This is a genomic window from Sphingomonas sp. CFBP 8760, from assembly GCF_014841615.1.
Classification (GTDB): Bacteria; Pseudomonadota; Alphaproteobacteria; order Sphingomonadales; family Sphingomonadaceae; genus Sphingomonas.
Window position 1 is genome coordinate 115,002 of the sequence record NZ_JACYUG010000002.1, and the last position, 20,957, is coordinate 135,958.

General features: G+C 68.4%; 22 protein-coding genes. 10 read left to right on the top strand and 12 right to left on the bottom strand.

The window, feature by feature from the left end:
- Positions 1–110 precede the first annotated feature (110 nt).
- From IFT82_RS03440 to cobA, 5 genes are all read right to left on the bottom strand, one after another.
- Complete coding sequence (locus IFT82_RS03440; protein WP_192124573.1) at positions 111–887, bottom strand: phosphoadenylyl-sulfate reductase; 777 nt, start codon at positions 885–887, stop codon at positions 111–113.
- Positions 880–1,308 (bottom strand): DUF934 domain-containing protein, encoded by a 429-nt coding sequence (locus IFT82_RS03445; RefSeq protein WP_192124575.1) that lies wholly within the window; start codon positions 1,306–1,308, stop codon positions 880–882. The genes IFT82_RS03440 and IFT82_RS03445 overlap by 8 nt, the downstream gene beginning before the upstream one ends.
- Positions 1,301–2,932: a nitrite/sulfite reductase gene (locus IFT82_RS03450; RefSeq protein WP_192124577.1), complete on the bottom strand. Its 1,632-nt coding sequence runs from the start codon at positions 2,930–2,932 to the stop codon at positions 1,301–1,303. The genes IFT82_RS03445 and IFT82_RS03450 overlap by 8 nt, the downstream gene beginning before the upstream one ends.
- Before the next feature lie 270 nt (positions 2,933–3,202).
- Positions 3,203–3,499 carry a DUF2849 domain-containing protein gene (locus IFT82_RS03455; protein ID WP_192124579.1) on the bottom strand — a complete coding sequence of 99 codons (297 nt, stop codon included), beginning with the start codon at positions 3,497–3,499 and terminating at the stop codon, positions 3,203–3,205.
- Entirely contained in the window at positions 3,496–4,287 is a 792-nt protein-coding gene (gene cobA, locus IFT82_RS03460) for a uroporphyrinogen-III C-methyltransferase (protein ID WP_192125052.1), read from the bottom strand. The genes IFT82_RS03455 and cobA overlap by 4 nt, the downstream gene beginning before the upstream one ends.
- A gap of 143 nt (positions 4,288–4,430) precedes the next feature.
- Between cobA and IFT82_RS03465 the strand changes: the two genes are divergently transcribed.
- Entirely contained in the window at positions 4,431–6,236 is a 1,806-nt protein-coding gene (locus tag IFT82_RS03465) for a DUF885 domain-containing protein (protein ID WP_192124581.1), read from the top strand.
- Positions 6,237–6,427: 191 nt separating this feature from the next.
- Here the strand turns inward: IFT82_RS03465 and astD are convergent, their stop codons facing one another.
- On the bottom strand, positions 6,428–7,837 hold the full coding sequence (gene astD, locus IFT82_RS03470; RefSeq protein ID WP_192124583.1) for a succinylglutamate-semialdehyde dehydrogenase: 1,410 nt from the start codon (positions 7,835–7,837) through the stop codon (positions 6,428–6,430).
- 36 nt (positions 7,838–7,873) lie between these two features.
- Positions 7,874–9,235: a protein adenylyltransferase SelO family protein gene (locus IFT82_RS03475; protein WP_192125054.1), complete on the bottom strand. Its 1,362-nt coding sequence runs from the start codon at positions 9,233–9,235 to the stop codon at positions 7,874–7,876.
- Between the two features lie 36 nt (positions 9,236–9,271).
- Here IFT82_RS03475 and IFT82_RS03480 point away from each other — a divergent pair, with 36 nt between their 5' ends.
- On the top strand, positions 9,272–10,129 hold the full coding sequence (locus IFT82_RS03480) for an alpha/beta fold hydrolase (protein ID WP_192124585.1): 858 nt from the start codon (positions 9,272–9,274) through the stop codon (positions 10,127–10,129).
- 4 nt (positions 10,130–10,133) lie between these two features.
- On the opposite strand, the gene IFT82_RS03485 is transcribed toward IFT82_RS03480, so the two are convergent.
- Positions 10,134–10,706 carry a hypothetical protein gene (locus IFT82_RS03485; RefSeq protein WP_192124587.1) on the bottom strand — a complete coding sequence of 191 codons (573 nt, stop codon included), beginning with the start codon at positions 10,704–10,706 and terminating at the stop codon, positions 10,134–10,136.
- Positions 10,696–11,241: an alpha/beta hydrolase gene (locus tag IFT82_RS03490; protein ID WP_192124588.1), complete on the bottom strand. Its 546-nt coding sequence runs from the start codon at positions 11,239–11,241 to the stop codon at positions 10,696–10,698. Before IFT82_RS03490 ends, IFT82_RS03485 begins: the two co-directional genes overlap by 11 nt.
- A gap of 122 nt (positions 11,242–11,363) precedes the next feature.
- Here IFT82_RS03490 and IFT82_RS03495 point away from each other — a divergent pair, with 122 nt between their 5' ends.
- Genes IFT82_RS03495 through IFT82_RS03505 form a run of 3 tightly spaced genes read left to right on the top strand, consistent with a single transcriptional unit; the run spans position 11,364 to position 13,898 of the window.
- Complete coding sequence (locus tag IFT82_RS03495) at positions 11,364–12,122, top strand: SDR family oxidoreductase (RefSeq protein ID WP_192124590.1); 759 nt, start codon at positions 11,364–11,366, stop codon at positions 12,120–12,122.
- Positions 12,119–13,240: a glycoside hydrolase family 130 protein gene (locus IFT82_RS03500; RefSeq protein WP_192124592.1), complete on the top strand. Its 1,122-nt coding sequence runs from the start codon at positions 12,119–12,121 to the stop codon at positions 13,238–13,240. Before IFT82_RS03495 ends, IFT82_RS03500 begins: the two co-directional genes overlap by 4 nt.
- Before the next feature lie 34 nt (positions 13,241–13,274).
- The gene (locus tag IFT82_RS03505; protein WP_192124594.1) at positions 13,275–13,898 is read left to right on the top strand and encodes a PEP-CTERM sorting domain-containing protein; all 624 of its coding nucleotides are present in this window, start codon (positions 13,275–13,277) and stop codon (positions 13,896–13,898) included.
- Positions 13,899–13,980: 82 nt separating this feature from the next.
- Here IFT82_RS03505 and IFT82_RS03510 read toward each other — a convergent pair whose 3' ends face one another.
- Positions 13,981–14,223 carry a hypothetical protein gene (locus IFT82_RS03510; RefSeq protein WP_192124596.1) on the bottom strand — a complete coding sequence of 81 codons (243 nt, stop codon included), beginning with the start codon at positions 14,221–14,223 and terminating at the stop codon, positions 13,981–13,983.
- 104 nt (positions 14,224–14,327) lie between these two features.
- Between IFT82_RS03510 and IFT82_RS03515 the strand changes: the two genes are divergently transcribed.
- The 3 genes from IFT82_RS03515 to IFT82_RS03525 all read left to right on the top strand — a co-directional run bounded on the left by IFT82_RS03515 (position 14,328) and on the right by IFT82_RS03525 (position 17,771).
- Complete coding sequence (locus tag IFT82_RS03515) at positions 14,328–15,464, top strand: glycosyltransferase family 4 protein (protein ID WP_192124598.1); 1,137 nt, start codon at positions 14,328–14,330, stop codon at positions 15,462–15,464.
- A 104-nt stretch (positions 15,465–15,568) separates the two neighbouring features.
- Positions 15,569–16,972 carry a nitronate monooxygenase gene (locus IFT82_RS03520; protein ID WP_192124599.1) on the top strand — a complete coding sequence of 468 codons (1,404 nt, stop codon included), beginning with the start codon at positions 15,569–15,571 and terminating at the stop codon, positions 16,970–16,972.
- 154 nt (positions 16,973–17,126) lie between these two features.
- Positions 17,127–17,771, top strand: a complete 645-nt coding sequence (locus tag IFT82_RS03525; protein ID WP_192124601.1) for a DUF4893 domain-containing protein — start codon at positions 17,127–17,129, stop codon at positions 17,769–17,771.
- A gap of 104 nt (positions 17,772–17,875) precedes the next feature.
- On the opposite strand, the gene IFT82_RS03530 is transcribed toward IFT82_RS03525, so the two are convergent.
- Together IFT82_RS03530 and IFT82_RS03535 are read right to left on the bottom strand one after the other, a co-directional pair.
- Entirely contained in the window at positions 17,876–18,067 is a 192-nt protein-coding gene (locus tag IFT82_RS03530; RefSeq protein ID WP_192124604.1) for a YMGG-like glycine zipper-containing protein, read from the bottom strand.
- Positions 18,068–18,161: 94 nt separating this feature from the next.
- Positions 18,162–19,160 (bottom strand): 2-hydroxyacid dehydrogenase, encoded by a 999-nt coding sequence (locus IFT82_RS03535; RefSeq protein ID WP_192124606.1) that lies wholly within the window; start codon positions 19,158–19,160, stop codon positions 18,162–18,164.
- A 100-nt stretch (positions 19,161–19,260) separates the two neighbouring features.
- On the opposite strand from IFT82_RS03535, the gene IFT82_RS03540 reads away from it, so the two are divergent.
- Together IFT82_RS03540 and IFT82_RS03545 are read left to right on the top strand one after the other, a co-directional pair.
- Positions 19,261–19,764, top strand: a complete 504-nt coding sequence (locus IFT82_RS03540) for an SH3 domain-containing protein (RefSeq protein WP_192124608.1) — start codon at positions 19,261–19,263, stop codon at positions 19,762–19,764.
- 54 nt (positions 19,765–19,818) lie between these two features.
- Positions 19,819–20,940, top strand: coding sequence for a GAF domain-containing protein (locus tag IFT82_RS03545; RefSeq protein ID WP_192124610.1), 1,122 nt, complete (start codon positions 19,819–19,821; stop codon positions 20,938–20,940).
- Positions 20,941–20,957: the final 17 nt, after the last annotated feature.

A 20,957-nucleotide genomic window follows, 5' to 3' on the forward strand; every position in this document is an offset into this window, starting at 1 on the left:
CCCATTCAGGATACGCTGTGGGTGGCCGGGAGGGGGAGCGGGCCGGCACCGCAAAACGCGCCCCGGCGCGTTTTCAAACAGATTATGACGTCACCAGTCGCGAGCGTGGTTCAGCGGATCGGGGGTTCGCCGTCGTCCACCTTGATGCCGGTGCCGGCGATCATGTGGATGCCGCATTCCACCTTGTCCATCCCGCGCCAGCGACCCGCGCGCGGGTCTTCGCCGGGACGGACGGGCGAGGTGCAGGGCGCGCAGCCGATCGAGGGGTAGCCCTGCGCTTCCAGCGGGTGGCGGGGCAGGTCGTGCTCGGCGAAATACGCGTCGAGCGCGGCCTTGTCCCAATCGACCAATGGGTTGATCTTGAGCCGGCCCTGATCCTCCTCGAACCGGGGCAGCGCGGTGCGGGTGCCGGCCTGGAAGCCCTTGCGGCCCGAAATCCAGGCGTCGAAGGGGACGAGCGCGCGAGCGAGCGGTTCCACCTTGCGGATTTCGCAGCAGCCATCGGGGTCGTAGGACCAGCGTTCCGCCTGCTTGTCGCGCACCGCGAGCAGGTGCGGATCGGGACGCACGACGCGCAGGTCGGTGAGGCCGAGGCGCTCGGACAGGGTGTCGCGATAGGCCAGCGTCTCGCCGAACATCTTCTGGGTATTGGTGAAGATCACCGGCACGGAGCGGTCGACGCCCGCGACGATATGCAGCAGCACCGCCGATTCCGCCCCGAACGACGATACCGCCGCGACCCGCCCGGCGAGGTCGCCGGTCAACAGTTCGGCGAGCATCGCCGGCGCGGGCACGCCGGCGAAGCGCGCCTCCAGCGCCGCCGCGTCGGCGGCGGTGAAGGCGGGGCGGGTATCGATCGTGTCGAGGACACGCGCCGGTTCAGCCATGACGGCGTTTCCAGACGGGCACGACCGCATCGGCGGCCGGCTGATAGCGATAGTCGTAGCGGTCGAGGCTGCGGCGCAGCACCTCCGCATCGATCTCCGCTTCGGGAGCGAAGCTGTCGAAGCCGCAGCGACGCATCAGCGGCAGCTGGTCGACCAGCACGTCGCCCTGCGCCCGCAACTCGCCGGTATAGCCGCCCTCGCGCAGGATACGACCGGCCGAATAGCCGCGACCGTCGCGGAACGACGGGAAGCTGACCTCGATCAGTGCGAGCCGATCCAGATAGGGCAGGAGCGCGCGCGCATCCTCACCCGCTTCCAGCCGGACGGCGGTGGCGTTGGTCTGTTTGGCGAGGAAAGCGTCGAGCGTAACCGCCGGCTCGTCATGCGCCACGTCGTCGCGGAAGCGCAGCAGGTCATCCATAGATCGCCTCCTTGAACGGCTGCATTCCGACGCGGCGATAGGTGTCGAGGAAACGCTCGCCGGGTTCGCGCAAGGACACATAGGTGTCGGTCGCCCGTTCGATCGCGTCGACCACGCCGTCCTCGTCGAAGCCGGGGCCGGTGATCTTGCCGAGCGACACGTCCTCCGCCCCCGAGCCGCCGAGCGAGAGCTGGTAATTCTCGGTGCCCTTCTTGTCGACGCCGAGGATGCCGATATGGCCGGCATGGTGGTGGCCGCAGGCGTTGATGCAGCCCGATATCTTGAGCTTCAACTCGCCCAGATCGCGCTGGCGGACGGGATCGGCGAAACGGGTCGCGATCTTCTGCGCCAAGGGGATCGAGCGGGCATTGGCGAGGCTGCAATAATCAAGGCCGGGGCAGGCGATGATGTCGGTGATGAGGTCGAGGTTCGCCTCCGCCAGCCCGGCGTCGCGCAACGCTTCCCATATCGCGTACAGATCGGCCTTGCGAACATGCGGCAGGACGAGGTTCTGGGCATGGGTGACGCGCAGTTCGTCGAAACTGTAGCGTTCGGCCAGATCGGCGACGAGGTCGATCTGCGCGGAGGATGCGTCGCCGGGGATGCCGCCGGCGGGTTTCAGGCTGACCGTGACGATCGCATAGCCGGCCTGCTTGTGCGCCACGACGTTCTGGTCGAGCCAGACGGCGAAGTCGGGATCGCTGCGGTCGACCCGGTCCGGGGCATCCGTATCGAAGGCGGGGGGCGCGAACATCGCGGTGATGCGGGCGAGTTCGGCGGCGGGGGGATCGAGGCCAAGCGCCTTGACCGCGACGAACTCCTCCTCGACCTGGCGGCGATAGTCGTCGGCGCCGATCTCGTGGACGAGGATCTTGATCCGCGCCTTGTACATATTGTCGCGGCGGCCGTAGCGATTGTAGACGCGCAAGGCGGCTTCCAGATAGCTCATCAGATCGTCGGCGGGGACGAAATCGCGGATCAGCGGCGCGATCATCGGGGTGCGGCCCATGCCGCCGCCGACATAGATACGCGCGCCCAGTTCACCGTCCCGCGTCACCAGCTGGATGCCGATGTCGTGCAGGCGCATCGCGGCGCGATCCTCGTCCGCGGCGATGACGCAAATCTTGAACTTGCGCGGCAGGTAGCTGAATTCGGGGTGGAAGGTGCTCCACTGGCGGATCAGCTCCGCCCAGGGGCGCGGGTCCGCGATCTCGTCGGCGGCGGCGCCGGCGAACTGGTCGGACGAGATGTTGCGGATGCAGTTGCCACTGGTCTGGATGGCGTGCATCTCGACCGTGGCCAGCCTGGCGAGAATATCGGGCGTATCCTCCAGCTTGATCCAGTTGAACTGTAGGTTCTGGCGGGTGGTGAAATGGCCGTAATCACGGTCGTAATCGCGCGCGATCGAGGCCAGCATCCGCATCTGCCGGCTGTCGAGCGTGCCATAGGGAATGGCCACCCGCAGCATATAGGCGTGCAGCTGGAGATAGAGGCCGTTCATCAGCCGCAGCGGCTTGAACTGATCCTCGGTCAACTGGCCGGCGAGGCGGCGGGTCACCTGATCGCGGAACTCGTCGACGCGGGCGTCGACGATGCTCTGGTCGTATTCGTCGTACTTATACATGAGCGGGGGCCTTGGGTGTCGCGCGGCGGGGCGCGGTCGCAAGAAGAACGTGGTTCGCGTAGGGACGCGAGGACGTGAAGAAGATATGGTTCGCGCGGAGGCGCGGAGACGCGGAGAAGAAGAAAGAGGGTTTTTCGGCCGCGTCAGCGGCCAAGGAGCGCGAACCCGGCGGTAATTCCGGTAGGCGCTGCGCGCCGGGGGTAACACCTCCGCGTCTCCGCGTCTCCGCGTGAACCCCTTTTTCTCCTTGGCTTGGCGGCGGCACACGCATCATATCACCCAGCTTCCCGCGTTCGGATCGGCCGGTTTCAGCGTCAGGTCCGGCCGCACCGTCGGGCCGAGCGCGCGGATACGATCCTTGATATGGGCGGGGCGGGGGCCGTCCGCCGTCATCGTCGCGTCGATCACATAGGGCACGTTGACGCGGCGCGCGCCTTCCTCGGCACGGGCGATCGCCTCGCCCTGGTCGGCGACGTCGATGGCGTCGTCCAGATGGCGCGACCAGCCGGTGCCGGTCCACCAGGTGACATCGCCGCTGGCGAGGTCGTTTCCGGTCAATATCCTCATGCTTCGGTCTCTTCCGCGATCCGTGCCCAGCGGGCAAGCTTGTCTTCGGCATCAGACAATTCAACGACTTCGCCTACGACGATCACCGCCGGGCTGCCGACGCGTTCGCGCGCGACCATCGCGCCGAGATCGGCGAGCAGGGTGCGCAGCGCGCGGTGGCCGGCCAGCGTGCCGCGTTCCAGCACTGCGACCGGCATGTCGGGGGCGACGCCGTCCGCCATCAGCTTGTCGGCGATGACGGCGGCGGTGGCGACGCCCATGTAGATCACGAGCGTGCGGCCCTGCCCGGCGAGGCCGGACCAGTCCTGATCCTGCAACCCCTTGCACTGGCCCGCCACGAACGACACCGCCGACGAATGATCGCGGTGGGTGAGCGGCAGCATCGCCTCCGCCGCGCAGCCGAGCGCGGCCGAGACGCCGGGGATCACCTCGACCGTCAGGCCGGCGGCGCGCACCGCCTCCACCTCCTCGCCACCGCGACCGAAGATGAAGGGGTCGCCGCCCTTCAGCCGGATGACGATCGCGCCGGTCTTCACATGCGCCACGATCAGCGCGTTGATCGCCTCCTGCGGCAGGGTGTGACGGGCACGTCGCTTGGCGACCGAGATGCGTTGTGCGGTGGCAGGGGCCAGATCGAGGACGCGGGGGTCGATCAGTCCGTCGTGCACGACGATGTCGGCGATCCTCAACGCCTCCACCGCGCGGACGGTGAGCAGGCCGGGATCGCCGGGGCCGGCCCCGGCGAGGATCACGCGACCGCGCGCGTGGGGATCGAGTAACGTCGCCATGCACCACCAGATGGCGTCTTCGTGCGGGTGCGGCAATCGAGCGATGCTTGGGGCAGGGGTAGCATGGCTTTGGGCGGCGGGCGCAACGATCCATTGTCTTCTGCCCCGCTTCGCGCAAAGGCTGCGCCGCAAAGGGGAAATCCATGCGCCTGACCGTTGCCGTCGCTCTGCTGCTTGCCGCCACCTGCGCCACGCCCGTGCTGGGTCAGGCGATCCCGCTGGCGGCGCCCCTGCCGGGCGACGGGCCGGAGGATGCGAAGCTGAAGCGGCTGTTCTATGACAGCGACGAACGCGATCTGGCACTGAACCCGATCCAGGCGATCTTTCGCGGCGACCTGCGCTATGCCGACCGCTTCGGCGACTATCTGACCGATGCGCGCACCGCGACCGAGAAGCGCAACACGCAGGCCGATCTGGCGGCGATCACCGCGATCGATCGCGACAAGCTGACCCCGGTCGACCGGATCGCCTACGACGTGTTCCGCAACCAGACCGAGGTGGCGTTGCGCGGCTTCGCCCCGGCGATCGAGCGGATCGAGCGGGCGTTGCCGATCAACCATTTCGGCGGGTTTCAGACCTTCTATCCCGACTTCGCGTCGGGGAAGGGCGGCGCGCCGTTCAAGACGGTGCAGGATTACGAAAACAACCTGACACGCAACGCCGGCTATGCCGCGCTGTACGATCGCATCATCGCCCGCTTCCGCGAGGGGATGGCCGAGGGGATCGTGCATCCGAAGCTGGTCGTGCGCAACATGATCGCGCAGTTCGACGGGCTGCTGGCGCAAGGGGTGGAAGGATCGACCTTCTATGCGCCGGTCACGATGTTCCCGGCGTCGATGCCTGCTGCCGACCGGACCCGGCTGACCGCCGCCTATGCCGCGCAGGTCCGCGATGTCCTGATGCCGGCGCACCGGAAAATCCGTGATTTCCTGGCGGACACATATTTGCCCAAGGCGCGCGACACGGTGGGACTGTCGGCGATGCCGGGGGGCGACGCGCTGTACGCCTACCGGATCGAGCAGTCGACGACGCTGCCGATGACGGCGGCGGCGGTCCATGCGCTGGGCCTGTCGGAGGTGGCGCGGATCACGCGCGAGATGAACGAGCAGCAGGTGGCGGTCGGCTACAAGGGGACGCTGGCGCAGTTCTTCACCTTCCTGCGCACCGACCCACGGTTCCAGCCCAAGACCGCCGAGGAGGTGCGGCTGGGCTATGAGGGGATCGGCAGACGGGTGGATGCGCGGGTGCGCGAGCAGTTCTCGCTGATCCCCAGGACGCCGCTGGAAATCCGGCCGGTCCCCGATTTTCGCGCGAAATCGGATGCGGGCGGATCGTATCAGGGCGGCACGCCGGACGGGTCGCGCGCGGGCGTGTTCTATTACAACACCTACGACCTGCCGATCCGCTACACCTGGGGGATGGAGACGCTGTACCTGCACGAGGCGGTGCCGGGGCATCATTTCCAGGTCAGCCTGGCGCAGGAGAATGCGGCGCTGCCTGCGTTCATCCGTTTCGGCGGCAACACCGCCTATGTCGAGGGCTGGGCGCTCTATGCCGAAAGCCTGTGGAAGCCGCTGGGGATGGAAACCGACCCCTATCAGCGGGTGGGCGGCCTGAGCGACGAGATGCTGCGCGCGATGCGGCTGGTGGTCGACACCGGGCTGCACGCCAAGGGGTGGAGCCGGGACCGGGCGATCGAATACATGCTGGCAAACTCACCCATGTCGAAGACCGACGCGACTGCCGAGGTGGAGCGGTACATCGCGATCCCCGGACAGGCGACCGCGTACAAGATCGGCCAGTTGACGATCTCGAAACTGAAGGCGCAGGCGCAGGCGAAACAGGGCGCGGCGTTCGATCCGCGAGCGTTCCATGCGCAGGTGCTGGACACGGGCGCGCTGCCGATGCCGGTGCTGGAGAAGAAGATCGGGGACTGGCTGGGGAAGTGATTCCCCGTTCTGAGTCAGTCTAACCCATTCCGTCATTGCGAGCATAGCGAAGCAATCCAGAGCGTCACACGCTAGGCCCTGGATTGCTTCGCTATGCTCGCAATGACGATTGGGGCTGCTTTGGTGGCATCATCGTCAAGCCGTCGATGGTAACGGTCCGGCCCCTTTTACGCATCGATAGTCGGGACGTTCTATTCGTCCCGCAAGCCGATGCCGATCGCGGCGCGGGGATTGTCGGTTTCGCTGGAGACGACCGGATAGGCGCAGTAATCCGCCGCGTAGTAAGCGGAGGGGCGGTGGTTGCCGGACCAGCCGATGCCGCCGAACGGGGCATTGGAGGCGGCGCCGTTGGTCGGGCGGTTCCAGTTGACGATGCCGGCGCGGATATGGGCCCAGAACCGGTCGTAGAGTTCGGGCGTCTGGCTGACCAACGAGGCGGACAGGCCATAGCGCGTCGCGTTCGCCTCTGCGATGGCGGCGTCGAAATCGCCGTGGCGGATCACCTGCAACAGCGGGCCGAACAGCTCGACATCGGGACGGTCGGGCACGGCGGTAACGTCGATCATCGCGGGCGTCAGGAAGGGGCGGCCCGGCACCGGGCGTTCCAGATGGCGGATCGGCCGGCCGCCGCGCATCAGCAGGTCGACAAAGGCGTCGCTCAACTGGTCGGCGGCGTCGTTGTCGATCACCGGGCCCATGAACGGCGCGGGATCGTCGTGCGGGGCGCCGACGATGATGCGACCGATCAGGCGATCGAGTTCCGCGACCAGCGGTTCGTACAGCGCGTCCTGCACGATCAGGCGGCGCGCGGCGGTGCAGCGCTGGCCCGCACTGGTGAAGGCGGACTGCGCCACCAGCACTGCCGCGCCGGCGATGTCCGGCGTATCCCACACGATGATCGGGTTGTTGCCGCCCATCTCCAGCGCGAGGATCTTGTCCGGCCGGTCGGCGAACAGGCGGTTGAGCGCGAGGCCGGTGGTGGCCGAGCCGGTGAACAGCAGCCCGTCGATACCGGGATGCGCGGCCAGCGCCCGCCCCTCGTCCGCGCCGCCGACCAGCAGGCGCGCGCATTCGGCGGGCACCCCGGCGGCATGGAGGCAGTCGATCATGAACGCCCCCGTGGCGGGTGTCTTCTCCGACGGTTTGAACACCACCGCATTGCCCGCGATCAGCGCGGGGACGATGTGGCCGTTGGGCAGGTGTGCGGGAAAATTATAGGGGCCGAGCACCGCCAATACGCCATGCGGTTTGTGCCGGACGGCGACGCGGGCGCCGAGCTGCCCGTCCATCCGCCGCTGCGCGGTGCGTTCGGCATAGGCGGCGACCGAGATGTCGACCTTGGCGATCACCGAGTCGATCTCGGTGCGCGCTTCCCACAGCGGTTTGCCGGTTTCGCGCGCGATCAGGTCCGCAAAGGCGTCGTAGCGCTGACGGACGACATTGGCGTAGCGACGCAGCGTCTCCACGCGGAACACCAGTGGCCGGGCGGCCCAGCCGACCCAGCCGGCGCGGGCGGCGGCGACCTCGTCGTCCGCGTTGCCGATGGGCAGGCGAGCCAGTTCGGCACCGGTCGCGGGTTCATGGGACAGAAGGTCGGTCATCGATGGTGTCTTACCGTGTCCGGCGGGCTTGTCTAATCACCGCAGCGCCGCCGCCATCGCCCGGATCGCGGCGACCTTGGTATGGAGCGGCGACCAGTCGTCGGCGGTGGCGATCGGCGCCCACAGCGCCTCCACCTCGTCGATCGGCATCCCGCACGGCTCGCCCGACCAATAGGGGTGGGCACGGTCGCTGCGCGGCGGATGCGCGGCGAGCGCGGTGCGTACCGCGGCCCATGGCTCGCTATAGGTGGCAGGCAGGTCGGGACGGGCGAAGGCGTCGAAGAAGAAGCGGTCGATCGGCGTGGCGGTGGTGCGCAGCGCCTGCTCCACCGCGCGGACGGTGGCGCGGTCGGTGTCGGGGTCGACCGGCGCCAGCCCCAGCCGCCACAGGATCGCGGCGGCAAGCTCGCGCTGGAACCGGGGGGCGAACCCGTCGAGCGCGGCGACCAGCGGGTCGCTGTCGGCGATCAGGCGCAGCGAACTGGCGAACTGCATCGCGTTCCAGCCGATCGCCTCCGGCTGGCGGCCGAAGGCGTAGAGGCCGGCATGGTCGAAATAGGCGGCGGTGTAGGCCGGGTCCCATGTGGGTGCGAAGCGCCACGGGCCGTAATCGAAGCTCTCGCCGGTCACGTTGATGTTGTCGGTGTTGAGCACGCCGTGGACGAACCCCGCCGCCATGTAGCGTGCCGCCAGCGTCGCGGTGCGATCGACGACATGGGCCAGCAGGCGGACGGGATCGTCGCTGTCCTCCGCGTACAGGTTGCGCAGGACGTAGGAGACGAGGGCGCGCATCGACACCTCGTCGCGTTCATAGGCCAGCCGCTGGAAGCTGCCGATGCGGATATGGCCGTGGCTGAGGCGGACCAGCACCGCCGAACGGGTGGGGGAGGGTTCGTCGCCGCGCATCAGCTCCTCGCCCGTCTCGACCAGCGACAGGGTGCGCGAGGTGGGGACGTTCAGCGCCTCCAGCATCTCGGTGGCGAGGATTTCGCGGACGCCGCCCTTCAGCGTCAGGCGACCGTCACCGGCGCGGCTCCATGGCGTCTGCCCCGATCCCTTGGTGCCGAGATCCATCAGCCGGTCGCGATCGTCCCAAACTTGGGTAAAGGTGAAGCCGCGACCGTCGCCGAGATCGGGGTTGTACTGGCGGAACTGATGGCCGTGATACCGCAGCGCCAGCGGTTGCGGCAGCGTGCCGGGCAGGGGGGCGAAGCGGCCGAAATGAGCGATCCATTCGTCGTCGGTCAGGTCGGCGAGGCCGATCTGTGCGGCGGCGCGGTCGTTGCGGAAACGCAGGATGGTTTCGGGGAAGTCGGCCGCCGCGACCGCGTCGTAGAAGGCGTCGCCCAACGAGAGGATGGGGCAGTCGGGGCGGTATGCTTGCGGGGAGAAGGGCATCCGCCGATATGGGTGGTCGAACACGGGAACCGCAACATGGCCGCTTATGCAAAACTACATTGGTGGTCGAACGACGGGGTACGGCTGCACGCGCGCGATTATCCCGGCGATTCCGACAGGGTGCCGCTGATCTGCCTGCACGGGCTGACCCGCAACGCGCGCGACTTCGCCGCCTTCGCCGAAGCGCATTCGGGGGAGCGGCGGGTGATCGCGGTCGATTTCCGCGGTCGGGGCGAAAGCGGCTATGCCAAGGACGCGATGTCCTATGTCCCGCTCACCTATGTGCAGGATGTCGAGGCGCTGCTGGCGGATCAGGGCATCGGCCGGTTCGCGGCGGTGGGCACGTCGCTGGGCGGGATCGTGACGATGCTGCTGGCGGGGCCGGCGAAAGGGCGGCTGGCCGGTGCGCTGCTGAACGATATCGGGCCGGAGATCGAAGCGGCGGGGCTGCAACGCATCCGCGGCTATGTCGGCCGGGGATCGAGCTGCCCGACCTGGCTCCATGCGGCGCGGACGATCGAGGAGAACAACCGCGACGTCTATCCTGGCTGGGGGCTGGAACAGTGGCTGGGCATGGCCAAGCGGCTGTACCGGCTGTCGAGCGGCGGGCGGATCGTGCTGGACTACGACCTGCGTATCGCCGAGCCGTTCCGCGTGCCGGGCGCGGAGGCCGGGCCGGACATGTGGGGCGCGCTGGCCGGGCTGGCGGACGTGCCCGTCCTGCTGGTGCGCGGCGAACGATCCGACCTGCTGGGCGAACCGGCGATGGCGCGGATGGCGGCCACGCTGCCCAACGCGGAGCGGGTTACGGTGGCGGAGGTCGGCCATGCGCCGATGTTGGACGAGCCGGTGGCGGACGCGGCGATCCGCCGGTGGCTGGCGCGGCTGGACTGATCCGTCAGCGCGGCAGGGTCGCGATCGGCATCGCAGGTGACGTGGCATGGCGGAACCACATGCTGGCACCGTATAGCGACAGGCACAGCCCGCCGGGCGTGGCGCGGGCCGGGGTGCGGCGGGCGGCGTGATCGACCGTCGCGGTCAGTTCGTCGTCGAACACCGCGCGGTAGCGGGTCCGGCCGTCCGCACCTGTGCCGAGGCGGATGACGCGGCCATAGTCGCCGAGATAGCCGGCGCGCTGGGCGATCACCTCCTGCGTGGCGGCATCATCGTCGCCGCAATCGGCGAGGCGGGCGGCGATGTAACCAAGGCCCAGTCCTTCGCGGACCGCCGCCAGATCCTGCGGCACCACGAAGGTGACGGCGATCCGGACCGGGGTGGCGAGGGCCGCCGGCTTGGTACCGCCATCGGGCGCGCCGGCGGGGAGCAGCCGCACCCGTTCGACCGTGACGGGGCCGAGATCGCGAGGGACCAGTGCCCAGACGGCCACCGCCGCGACCAGCGCGATCAGGACTGCAAGGACGAGCAGGACCGGGCGCCGGCCGGCGCGGCGGGAGGCGCCGTCAGCCGACATGATGGCCGCCCAGCAGCGTCCGGCCGCTCACCCCACCGACAGTGTCGCGCATCATCCCGCGGAAATCGCCGTGCGTCCGGTTCGCGATCAAGCTGTGATTGGGGGCGTTCGGTTGCCCGATGGCCGGTGGACGCGGATATTTGCGCCCCGCCCACGCGATCGTATCGTCGAACGACCGGTTGTCCGACGAGGGTTCCGCCCGGACGTTGAGCCACAGGCCGGCATCGGCGCGGATCGCCGTCCAGCTGCGCTGGAAACGCCCGACCGGATCGATGCTGACGAGCAGGTCGACGTTCGGCGTGTCCTTCAACACCCAGAAGGCGGTGTCGCCGCCGTAACTGTGCCCGACCAGCGTGACGTTGCCGCCCTTCGCCTCCCCGTTCAGCAAGGCGCGGATGGCATCGCCCTCGGTCCAGCTGAAACAACGGCAGGAGAAATCCGGGTTCATCTTCGCATATTCGGCGTGATAGGTTTCGACGATATGGCTGAACCAGTCGTCGCCACCGCCGCCTACGAAGATCTTCCAGATGGTCATGCCGTCTCCGATCCGGCCCGATCGTAGGTATCGCGTCCGCCGGGGTCAATCCGACCGGTCCATGGCCGGAACTGCGGGACATCGCGTTCGTCTTGGGGGCATACCCCGACCCCGGAGCGACGATGACCAAGCCCGCCGATACCCATACCGCGCGCCGCAGCCTGAACGGGCGGCGGGCGATCGTGACCGGCGGAACGACGGGGATCGGCCGCGCCATCGCGGTGCTGCTCGCCGCCGAGGGGGCCAAGGTGTTTATATGCGGGCATGAGGAGGCGGCGCTGCAGGAAGCGCTGGCCGACATCCGCGAAGTCGGCACGGGCGACGGGATGGCGATCGATCTGGCCGAACCGGGGGCGGTGGAGCGCTTCGTCGCGGCGGGCGAGGTGGCGCTGGACGGGATCGACATCGCGGTGATGAACGCCGCGGTCGCCGCCGAGGGACTGACCGACATGGATGCCGCCGCGATCGGGCGTGCGATCGCGGTCGACTTCACCGCGTACTTGATGGGCGCGAAGGCGGTATCGGAAAGGCTGGTGCCGGTCGGCGATCTGGTGTTGATCGGATCGATGAGCGCGCATGTGCTGGGGCCGGGATCGACGATCTATGCCGGGATCAAGGCGGGCATCGCCGGCTTCGCCGCGGCGCTGCGCCGCGAGCTGGGGCCAAAGGGCATCCGCGTGTCGCTGGTCGAGCCGGGCAAGACGGGATCGGACATGCAGTCGCCCGACCTGCCGCCCGACGAACAGCGGGCGATGATCCGGGACGAGACGATGCTGCGGGCCGAGGACATTGCGGTGGGCGTCCACTATCTGTTGACGCAACCGTCGCGGACGGTGGTGCAGCAGCTGGTGATCGTGCCGCGCGCGCAGGAGGGCGAATGATGGGATTCGATGCACTGGTCTTCACCCCCGACGATGTCGATCTGTCGCGGTCGCCGCTGGCGGGCAAGGTGGGGGCGGACACCTATGTGCTGGGCGCGTTCAATCCCGGCCTGACGCGGCTGCCGAACGGCAACCTGCTGATGATGGTGCGGGTGGCGGAGGCGCTGCGCCGGCCGAGGTTCGACGGGCACGTCCATGCGATCCGCTGGGCGGCGGGCGGTTATCACCTCGATGCGTGGCCGCTGGAGATGGTCGACACCGCCGATCCGCGCAAGTTCATGATGCATGGCGGCGGATGGAAGGTGATGGCGCTGACCAGCCTGTCCTGGCTGCTGCCCGTCGAACTGAACGCGGACGGCACGGCGGTGGTCGGGGTGCATTACGACCGTGCGATCGCGCCGGCGACCGATTACCAATGCTATGGCATCGAGGATGCGCGGATCAGCCGGGTCGGCGACCGGTATCTGATGACGACCTGTTCGGTCAGCCCGGAACGTCATTCGACCACGCTGTATTCCAGCACGGACGCCATGGACTGGACGCTGGAGGGGATCGTGCTGGACCACCAGAACAAGGACATGCTGATCTTCGAGGGGCTCGTCGGTGGCCAATACTGGGCGCAGACCCGGCCGCTGGGCGACCTGTACTTCGCCTATCCGCCGGGCAGCGAATGGCGGGCGGGACCGTCGATCAACCTGGCGACCTCGCCCGACGCGCTGCACTGGAAACCGTATGACAAGCCCGGCATCCGTCCCCATGCGGCGACGGTGGCGACCGCGCGCATGGGCGGCGGCACCCCTCCGATTTTGACCAACGACGGCTGGCTGACCCTGTGGCACGGGGTGGAGCCATCCGGGGTGGTCGGCATCTATCGCACCTACTGGTCGATCCTGGACCGGGACGATCCGTCGATCACGGTGCGGACGCAGCACGCGCCCCTGCTGGAGGCCGTACCGGCGCTGACCGAACCGTTGCAGGAGCAGATGTATGTCAGCGACGTCGTGTTCACGACCGGCATCGTCGCGGCAGGCGATCATTACATCGTGGCGAGCGGCGAGGCCGATCTGGCCTGCCGCGTGACCCATATCGATGCGAGCGTGTTCGCCGGCGGCGATTGAGCTTTGCTGAACGATCGATTAAGCCGCCGGGGGGATGACATCCATCGGGGGATCGATGCGGTTCGGGCTGGCAGTGGCGGCGATCGGTCTGGTGGCGACACCGGCGGTGGCCGTATGGCCGGGCGCGGCGCCCGCCGACCCCGCCGCTGCTACCACCAATGATGCCGTGACCGGGGCGGATATCGTGCGGATGCCAGTCGATCCGTCCGGCACCGCCTTTGCCGATTGCACGACCCGGCCGGGCGAGGCGCTGTGCGGCGCGGGCCGGGCGGCGGATATCCTGTTCGTCGATCTCGCCGATCCGGGGCGGCCGATCTCCACTCGCTCGTTCTCGCTGCTGGCGGCGGAAGACGGCGCGATGCTGACCGCCTATGACGCCGCCGGGCGGACGATCGGATCGGTGCGGGGCGCCGGCGATGGCGAGCGAGTGACGCTGGTGGGGGCGATCACCCGCATCGCAGTGCGGCCGGCGGCGGCGATCAGGCCGGCACCTGTCGATACGGCGACGGCGATGTCGCATGTGCCGGAACCGGCGACCTGGGCGATGCTGATGATCGGGTTCGGGATGATCGCGGCCGGGGTGCGGCGCTGGATGCGACGGTCGCAGGCCCGCTTCGACGAACGCATCCGGCGGATCGCGGCGGGCGAGGCGGTATAGGATTCGTCCGCGTCGGCGATCCGCGGCGGGGAAGGACCGGCCCCTTCACAGGGGGCCGATCCCTCCGGTGCGGACAGGAGCCTTAGTTGCTGTCGCTGTCGTCGTCGTCCGCGATGATGAAAGCACCGCCGGCCACGACCGCGGCGGCAAGGACGAGACCGACGATCGCGCCGGGTGCGGCAAGCTTGCTGCCGCGCTTGGCGGGGGTGGCGGCGCGGGTGGTGGCCTTCACCGACAAGGAGCTCGCGGGATTGGCCGCCGTGGCAAGCGCGGGCGTGGCGGAAAGCGCGAGGGCGCTGGCGGAGGCGATAAGGGTCTTCATCATCATGGTCTCTCCCGTGGTCGTCCCGTGGAGCATCGGAGGATGACGCAGGTGATCCCGCCACGCAATAGGTGGCATTGGCATCCGAATCGATTATCGGAACCGATATGAACGCGCCCCTTTCCATCCTCCACCTCCACGGATCGTTCGACATCGGCGGCAAGGAGGCACGCGCCGCGCGGCTGATGGCGGCATGGGGAGACCGCGCCCGGCACGTGATCGTCTCCGCCGATCCGGCGGCGACGGGCGCGCGGGCGCTGATCCCGGCCGGCGTCCGTTACGAGATCGCGCAGGACCCGCCGCCGCTGGCGGGCAAGCCCGCGGTGGCGCGGTACGAGGCGATCGCGCGGATGATGCGGCGCTACGACCTGGTACTGACCTATGGCTGGGGCGGGATCGACGGGGCGATGGCACGGCGCGTGTTCGGCAAGGACATGCCGCCGCTGATCCATCACGAGGACGGCTTCGGCGCGGAGGAGGCGCAGGGGCTGAAGATCGAGCGCAACCTGTACCGCCGCGTCGCCTTGTCCGCCGCACAGGGACTGGTGGTGCCGTCGGAGGCGCTGGAGGGGATCGCGCTGGGGGCGTGGAAACAGCCGCGGTCGCGCGTCCACCGCATCGTCACGGGCATCGCCACCCGGCATTACGCCGCCGATCCCGATCCCCGCGCGATCCCCGGCTTCGTCCGGCGCAAGGACGAGGTGGTGATCGGCGCGGTGGCGGCGATGACCTCGATGAAGAACCTGTCCGCGCTGGTTCGCGCGGCGGGCGGCCTGTCCGGCAAATTCCGGCTGGTGATCGTGGGGGAGGGGCCGGAGCGGGCGATGATCGCGGGCGCGGCGGCGGCGATGGGAATCGCCGACCGGGTGGTGATGCCGGGCTTCGTCGAGCGGCCCTACCGGTTCCTGCGCGGATTCGATCTGGTCGCGCTGTCGTCGCGCGCGGAACAGTTCCCGACCGCGGTGATCGAGGCGATGGCGGCCGGGCTGCCCGTGGCCAGCCTGCCGGTGGGCGACGTGCGGCGGATGGTGGCGGCGGAGAACGCGCCCTTCATCGCCGAATGGCCAACCGAGGTGCGGCTGCGCGACGTGATGCAGGCGCTGGTCGACGACGCCGGCCTGCGGCGGACGGTGGGTGCCGCCAATCAGGCGAAGGCCGTGGCCGAGTATGACGAGGGGGTGATGATCGCCCGGTATCGCGCGCTGTATGAAGGCGCATTGGGCCAGCCGGGCGCGCTTTCCTGAGCGTGACGGGCTGATCCATGTTTTGCTCGCACCATGGTCCCCAGTCGCTATAGAGCGGGTTGGTTCGTCACGTCGTTTTACTGCCGGGAAAGGTATCGTCGTCCGTGTTTAAAGGTCTAAAGCCCATCACCTATGCCGGCCGTGAAGTGTGGCCGTTGGTGGAGGGCGGCAAGGGCGTCGCCGCGACCAACCATGCCTCCGCCGGCGCCTGGGCGGCGGCGGGCGGGATCGGCACCGTGTCGGCGGTCAACGCCGACAGCTACGATCCCGACGGCAAGATCATCCCGCAGATCTATCACGAGCTGACCCGGCGGGCGCGGCACGAGGAACTGATCCGCTACGCGATCGACGGCGCGGTCGAACAGGTGAAGCGCGCCTACGACATCGCCGGTGGCAAGGGTGCGATCAACATCAACGTGCTGTGGGAAATGGGCGGCGCGCCGCGCATCCTGCACGGCGTGCTGGAACAGACGCGCGGGCTGGTGGCGGGCGTGACCTGCGGCGCGGGGATGCCGTACAAGCTGTCGGAGATCACCTCGTCCTACGGCGTATCGTATCTGCCGATCGTGTCGTCGGGCCGGGCGTTCCGCGCGCTGTGGAAACGCGCCTATTCCAAGGCGGCGGAATGGCTGGCGGCGGTGGTGTACGAGGACCCGTGGCTGGCGGGCGGGCATAATGGCCTGTCCAATGCCGAGGACCCGTTGAAGCCCGAGGACCCGTATCCCCGCGTGAAGGCGCTGCGCGATACGATGCGGGAGGGTGGGATTCCCGATTCGACGCCGATCGTGATGGCCGGCGGCGTATGGTATCTGCGCGACTGGAACGAGTGGATCGACAATCCCGAACTCGGGTCGATCGCGTTCCAGTACGGCACGCGCCCGTTGCTGACCCGCGAAAGCCCGATCCCCGAGGGGTGGAAGAACCGGCTGATGGAGATCGAGGAGGGGCAGGTGCTGCTGCATCGCTTCTCGCCGACCGGTTTCTATTCGTCGGCGGTGCGCAACCCGTTCCTGCGCGCGCTGGAGGGACGATCGGCGCGGCAGGTATCGTTCTCGATGCAGGAAGGCGGGGACCATGTCTTCCAGCTGGACGTCGGGGTGAAGGGCAAGAATTTCTGGGTGACGCAGGCGGACCTGCTGCGCGCGCGCGAATGGTTCGGTGCGGGCTTCACCGATGCGCTGAAGACGCCGGACAACACGCTGGTGTTCGTGACGCCGCAGGAAAAGGGGGAGATCCGCAAGGATCAGGCGGACTGCATGGGCTGCCTGTCGCAGTGCCTGTTTTCCAGCTGGGCGGATACCGACACCAATTCGACCGGGCGGCTGGCCGATCCGCGCAGCTTCTGCATCCAGAAGACGCTGCAGGATATCGCCCATGGCGGCGACACCGAACAGAATCTGATGTTCGCGGGCCATGCCGCGTATAACTTCAAGCGCGATCCGTTCTATTCCAACGGGTTCGTGCCGACGGTGAAGCAATTGGTGGATCGTATCCTGACGGGTGACTGATGCGGGCGGCGGGTCGTGCCGGTCTTCATCCTTTGTTTACGATCGACCCGCATGACGTGGCGGGTGTCCGCTGGCCGATGATTCCGGCGCGTCGGCGGCACCAGTGACGGGCCTATCCACGGAGACGGCCGGCCCCGCCGGCGAAAGGTATCGAATGAAGCGGATCATCGGTCTGGCTTTGGCGACGGTGCCGGTGCTGGCGGGGTGTGCCGCCCGTGACCGGCCGGCCGCCGTGGCCGGGACTGCGGTGGTCGAGACGACGCCGCTGTCCGGCTGGCGTGCGATGATCCGACCCGATGATGCGACGCGGATCGACGCGCTGCCCGCCCGATGGGCCACCGCGCGGGCCGGTGTCGGGCGGCGCGGGGCCGCGGCGTTGCGGAGCGAGGGCGACCTGCTGCGCGCCGATGCCGGGCTGGCGCATCCCGCGCTGCCGCCGGGGTCGTACCGGTGCCGCTCGGTAACGCTGGCACGCGGCACGGTGCAGTCGGGCAAGCCGTTCTTCTGCTATGTCGGGGGCGAGACGGGCGAGCGGGTCAGCTTCACCAAGCAGACCGGCACCGCGCTGCCCGGCGGCTGGCTATACCCTGAGCAGGACCGATATGTATTTCTGGGAGCGCGGCAGCGGCGGGCGGGTGACGTGTCGCTCGGCTATGGCGTCGACCGTACCCGCGACCTGATCGGCGTAGTGGAGCGGATCGGTGCCTTCCGGTGGCGGCTGGTACTGACGGGGGAGACGATGGAGGTCTACGAACTGACACCGGTCGCACCCGACAGTCAGGGTGCTGGCTCCAACTGAATCATACCGATTGCGACAAACGGTGTTGCCGTCGGCGGTGACGACGGTCTTGACGCATTGAATGAAGGGAGGCCCGGCGATCGACCGGGCCTCCCTTCATGGCGTCAGTCGACGACGGTGCCGACCACCGCGCCCGCAGTGCCGCCGACCGCCGCGCCCTTGCCGACATCCTTGCCGGTGACCGCGGCGACACCGGCCCCGCCCGCACCACCGATCGCGGCGCCGCGCAGCGTCGAGCAGGCCGACATCGATACGGCAGCGGCGACGAGGGCGGCTGACATGGCGATCTTCTTCATGGGGAAACTCCTGTTGATGCGTAGCTGAAGGGTCCGGAGACGCCCTTCAAAAGCTGCGCGCTATCAATCGTTCCCGTTGTTTCGCCTGCGAAATCTATGCCCAGCCGTCCAGCACCTGATCGGGGGGACGGTGACCGTCGGCCCACATCCGGATATTCTGGATCACCTTTTCCCCGCTCGCCAGCCGCCCCTCGATGGTCGCGGAACCCATATGCGGAGTCATCACCACATTGGGCAGGGCAAGCAGGCGCGGATCGATCCGCGGTTCGTGTTCCCAGACGTCCAGCCCGGCCCCGGCGAGGTGCCCCGCCTCCAGCGCATCGACCAGCGCCTCCTCGTCGACGATGCCGCCACGGCTGGCATTGATGAGGTAGACGTGCGGCCGCAGCAGCGCGAGGCGACGGCGATCGATCAGCAGGCGGCTGTCGTCGTTCAGCGGGGTGTGGACGGTGACGATGTCGGCCACGCGCAACAGGTCGTCGAGATCGGGATGCCAGATCGCGCCCAGTTGCTGCTCGACGATCGCGGGCAAGCGGTGCCGGTTGTGATAATGGATCGACAGCCCGAAGGCGCGGGCACGGGCGGCGACCGCCTGCCCGATCCGGCCCATCCCGACGATGCCCAGCGTCTTGCCCCCGATGCGGTGGCCCAGCATCCCGCCGGGGCTCCAGCCATGCCATTCGCCCGATCGGACCAGTTTCTCCCCCTCCGCCAGCCGCCGGGGGACCGAGACGATCAGCGCCATCGTCATGTCGGCGGTATCCTCGGTCAGGACGCCGGGGGTGTTGGTGACGATGATGCCCCGGGCGCGGGCGGCGCGCAGATCGATATGGTTCACCCCCGCGCCGAAATTGGCGATCAGCCTGAGCCGTGGTCCGGCGGCGGCGATCACCGCGGCATCGATCGCATCGGTGACGGTGGGCACCAGCACGTCGCATGCCGCCACCGCGACCCGCAACGCATCGGCCGGCAGGCGGGTGTCGCCGCGATGCTGCACGGTATCGAACAACGCCGCCATCCGATCCATGATCTGATCGGGCAATTCGCGGGTGACGACCACCTGCGGATGAGGGCAGCGGCGCGTATCGGACATACCCGATGGCTTGGCGGACGGACCGCGCCGCGTCAACGGACGTTGATTGGCGGCGGCGTTCGTGAAAGGGAGACGATCGGCGCCGGAGGGAACAGGTTCAATGCGTATCGCGGCCATCGCGCTTCTCGTCATCGCCGTCGCCGGCGGGACAACCATCCCCGTCCGCCCCGCCACGGCACAGACGGTGAAACAGGCACCACCCTATTGGCGGTCGATCGGGCCGGGCCGGGCGCTGATGCGTACCGGGCCGGCACGCACCTATCCGGCAAGCTGGCTGTACCAGCGCCGCGACCTGCCGCTGCGCGTGGTCGCGGTGTTCAAGGAATGGCGGCGGGTGCAGGACCCGGACGGGGCGGAGGGATGGATGCTGTCCAACCTGTTGCGCAGCACCCGGACCGCGATCGTGCGGGGGGAAGGGCCGGCGGCGATGCGCAAGCGCCCCGCCGCCGACGCGACGCTGGTGTGGCAGGCCGCGCCCGGGGTGGTGGGGCGGATCGGCGACTGTAACGGCAATGGCTGGTGCCGCTTCGATGTCGAGGGGCGGACCGGCTATATTGAAACCGAACGGCTTTGGGGTGTTGAGCAATCCGAAATGATTGAATAACTTGATGAAGTTGCGGCATTGCATGGCAAGGATTCAGTCATTAGAACTTGATCCATGCTAGAACGTCAACCGGGCGGCATCATTGCGATCCACGACGATCCGCCTGTGTTGCACGACGGGTTGCCCAGACGGTATCTGACGATCATTGCCGAAGCCGCCGAACGACTGCTGGCCGCCGACGATCCGGCCGCGATGGTGGACGAGCTGTTCGCGCTGATCTGTGACGAACTGAAGCTGGATGTGTTCTTCAACTATCGGCTCGACGGCGACCGGCTGGTGCTGGAAGCGCATGGCGGCATAAGCCCCCATCACGCGGCGGGCGCCGCCGTCGTCGAGCTGGGGCAGCCGATCTGCGGGGTGGCGGCGCGCGACCGGTCCAAGCTGCACGTCACCGCCATCCAGTCATCGCCCGACCCCGCGCTGGATTTCGCCAAGGACGTGGGGCTGGACGCCTTTGCCTGCACGCCGTTGATCCATGGCGGCCGGCTGCTCGGCACGCTGGCCTTCGCGCGGCGCTGGGCGGGGCGGTTCGAGGCCGACGAACTGAACCTGATCCATATCGTGTGCAGCTATGTCGCGATCGCCAAGCATCGGCTGCGGACCGAGGCGGAGATGCGCAGCGCGCTGGAGCGGCAGGAACGCCTGCTGCACGAACTGAATCACCGGGTGCGCAACGCGCTGCAACTGGCGATCAGCATCGTCGGCATGGAATTCGGCGTACCCGACGCCGATACGCCGCTCGCCGCAAAACGCCGGGCGGTCGCCCGGCTGGAGGCGATGGCGACCGCGCACCGGCCGCTCTACGCGACCGACCGGCTGGGGCAGGTGGATGTCGAGGCGCTGGTGCGTGGCGTCGCGGAACAGACCGTCGGGCATGACGTGGCGGTGCTGGTCGATGGCATCCACAGCCTGTCGGTCGAACGCGGCGTGGCGCTGGCGCTGGCGATCCACGCCATCCTGCTGGGCAATGGCGATCTGGAGATGATCCGGGTGGGCCTGCGGATGATGGACGGGGTCGCGCGACTGGCGGTCGGCTTTTCCGCGCCCTCGCTGGCCGGCGACGACCGGAACGGGGTGGAGGTGCCGCGATCGATCGGCCTGTTGTTGCGACAGCTTCATGCCGCGATCGATCGCGACGGATCGGGCATGACCATCCATTTCATCAACGAGACGTAGGTCGGGATGGGCGGCGA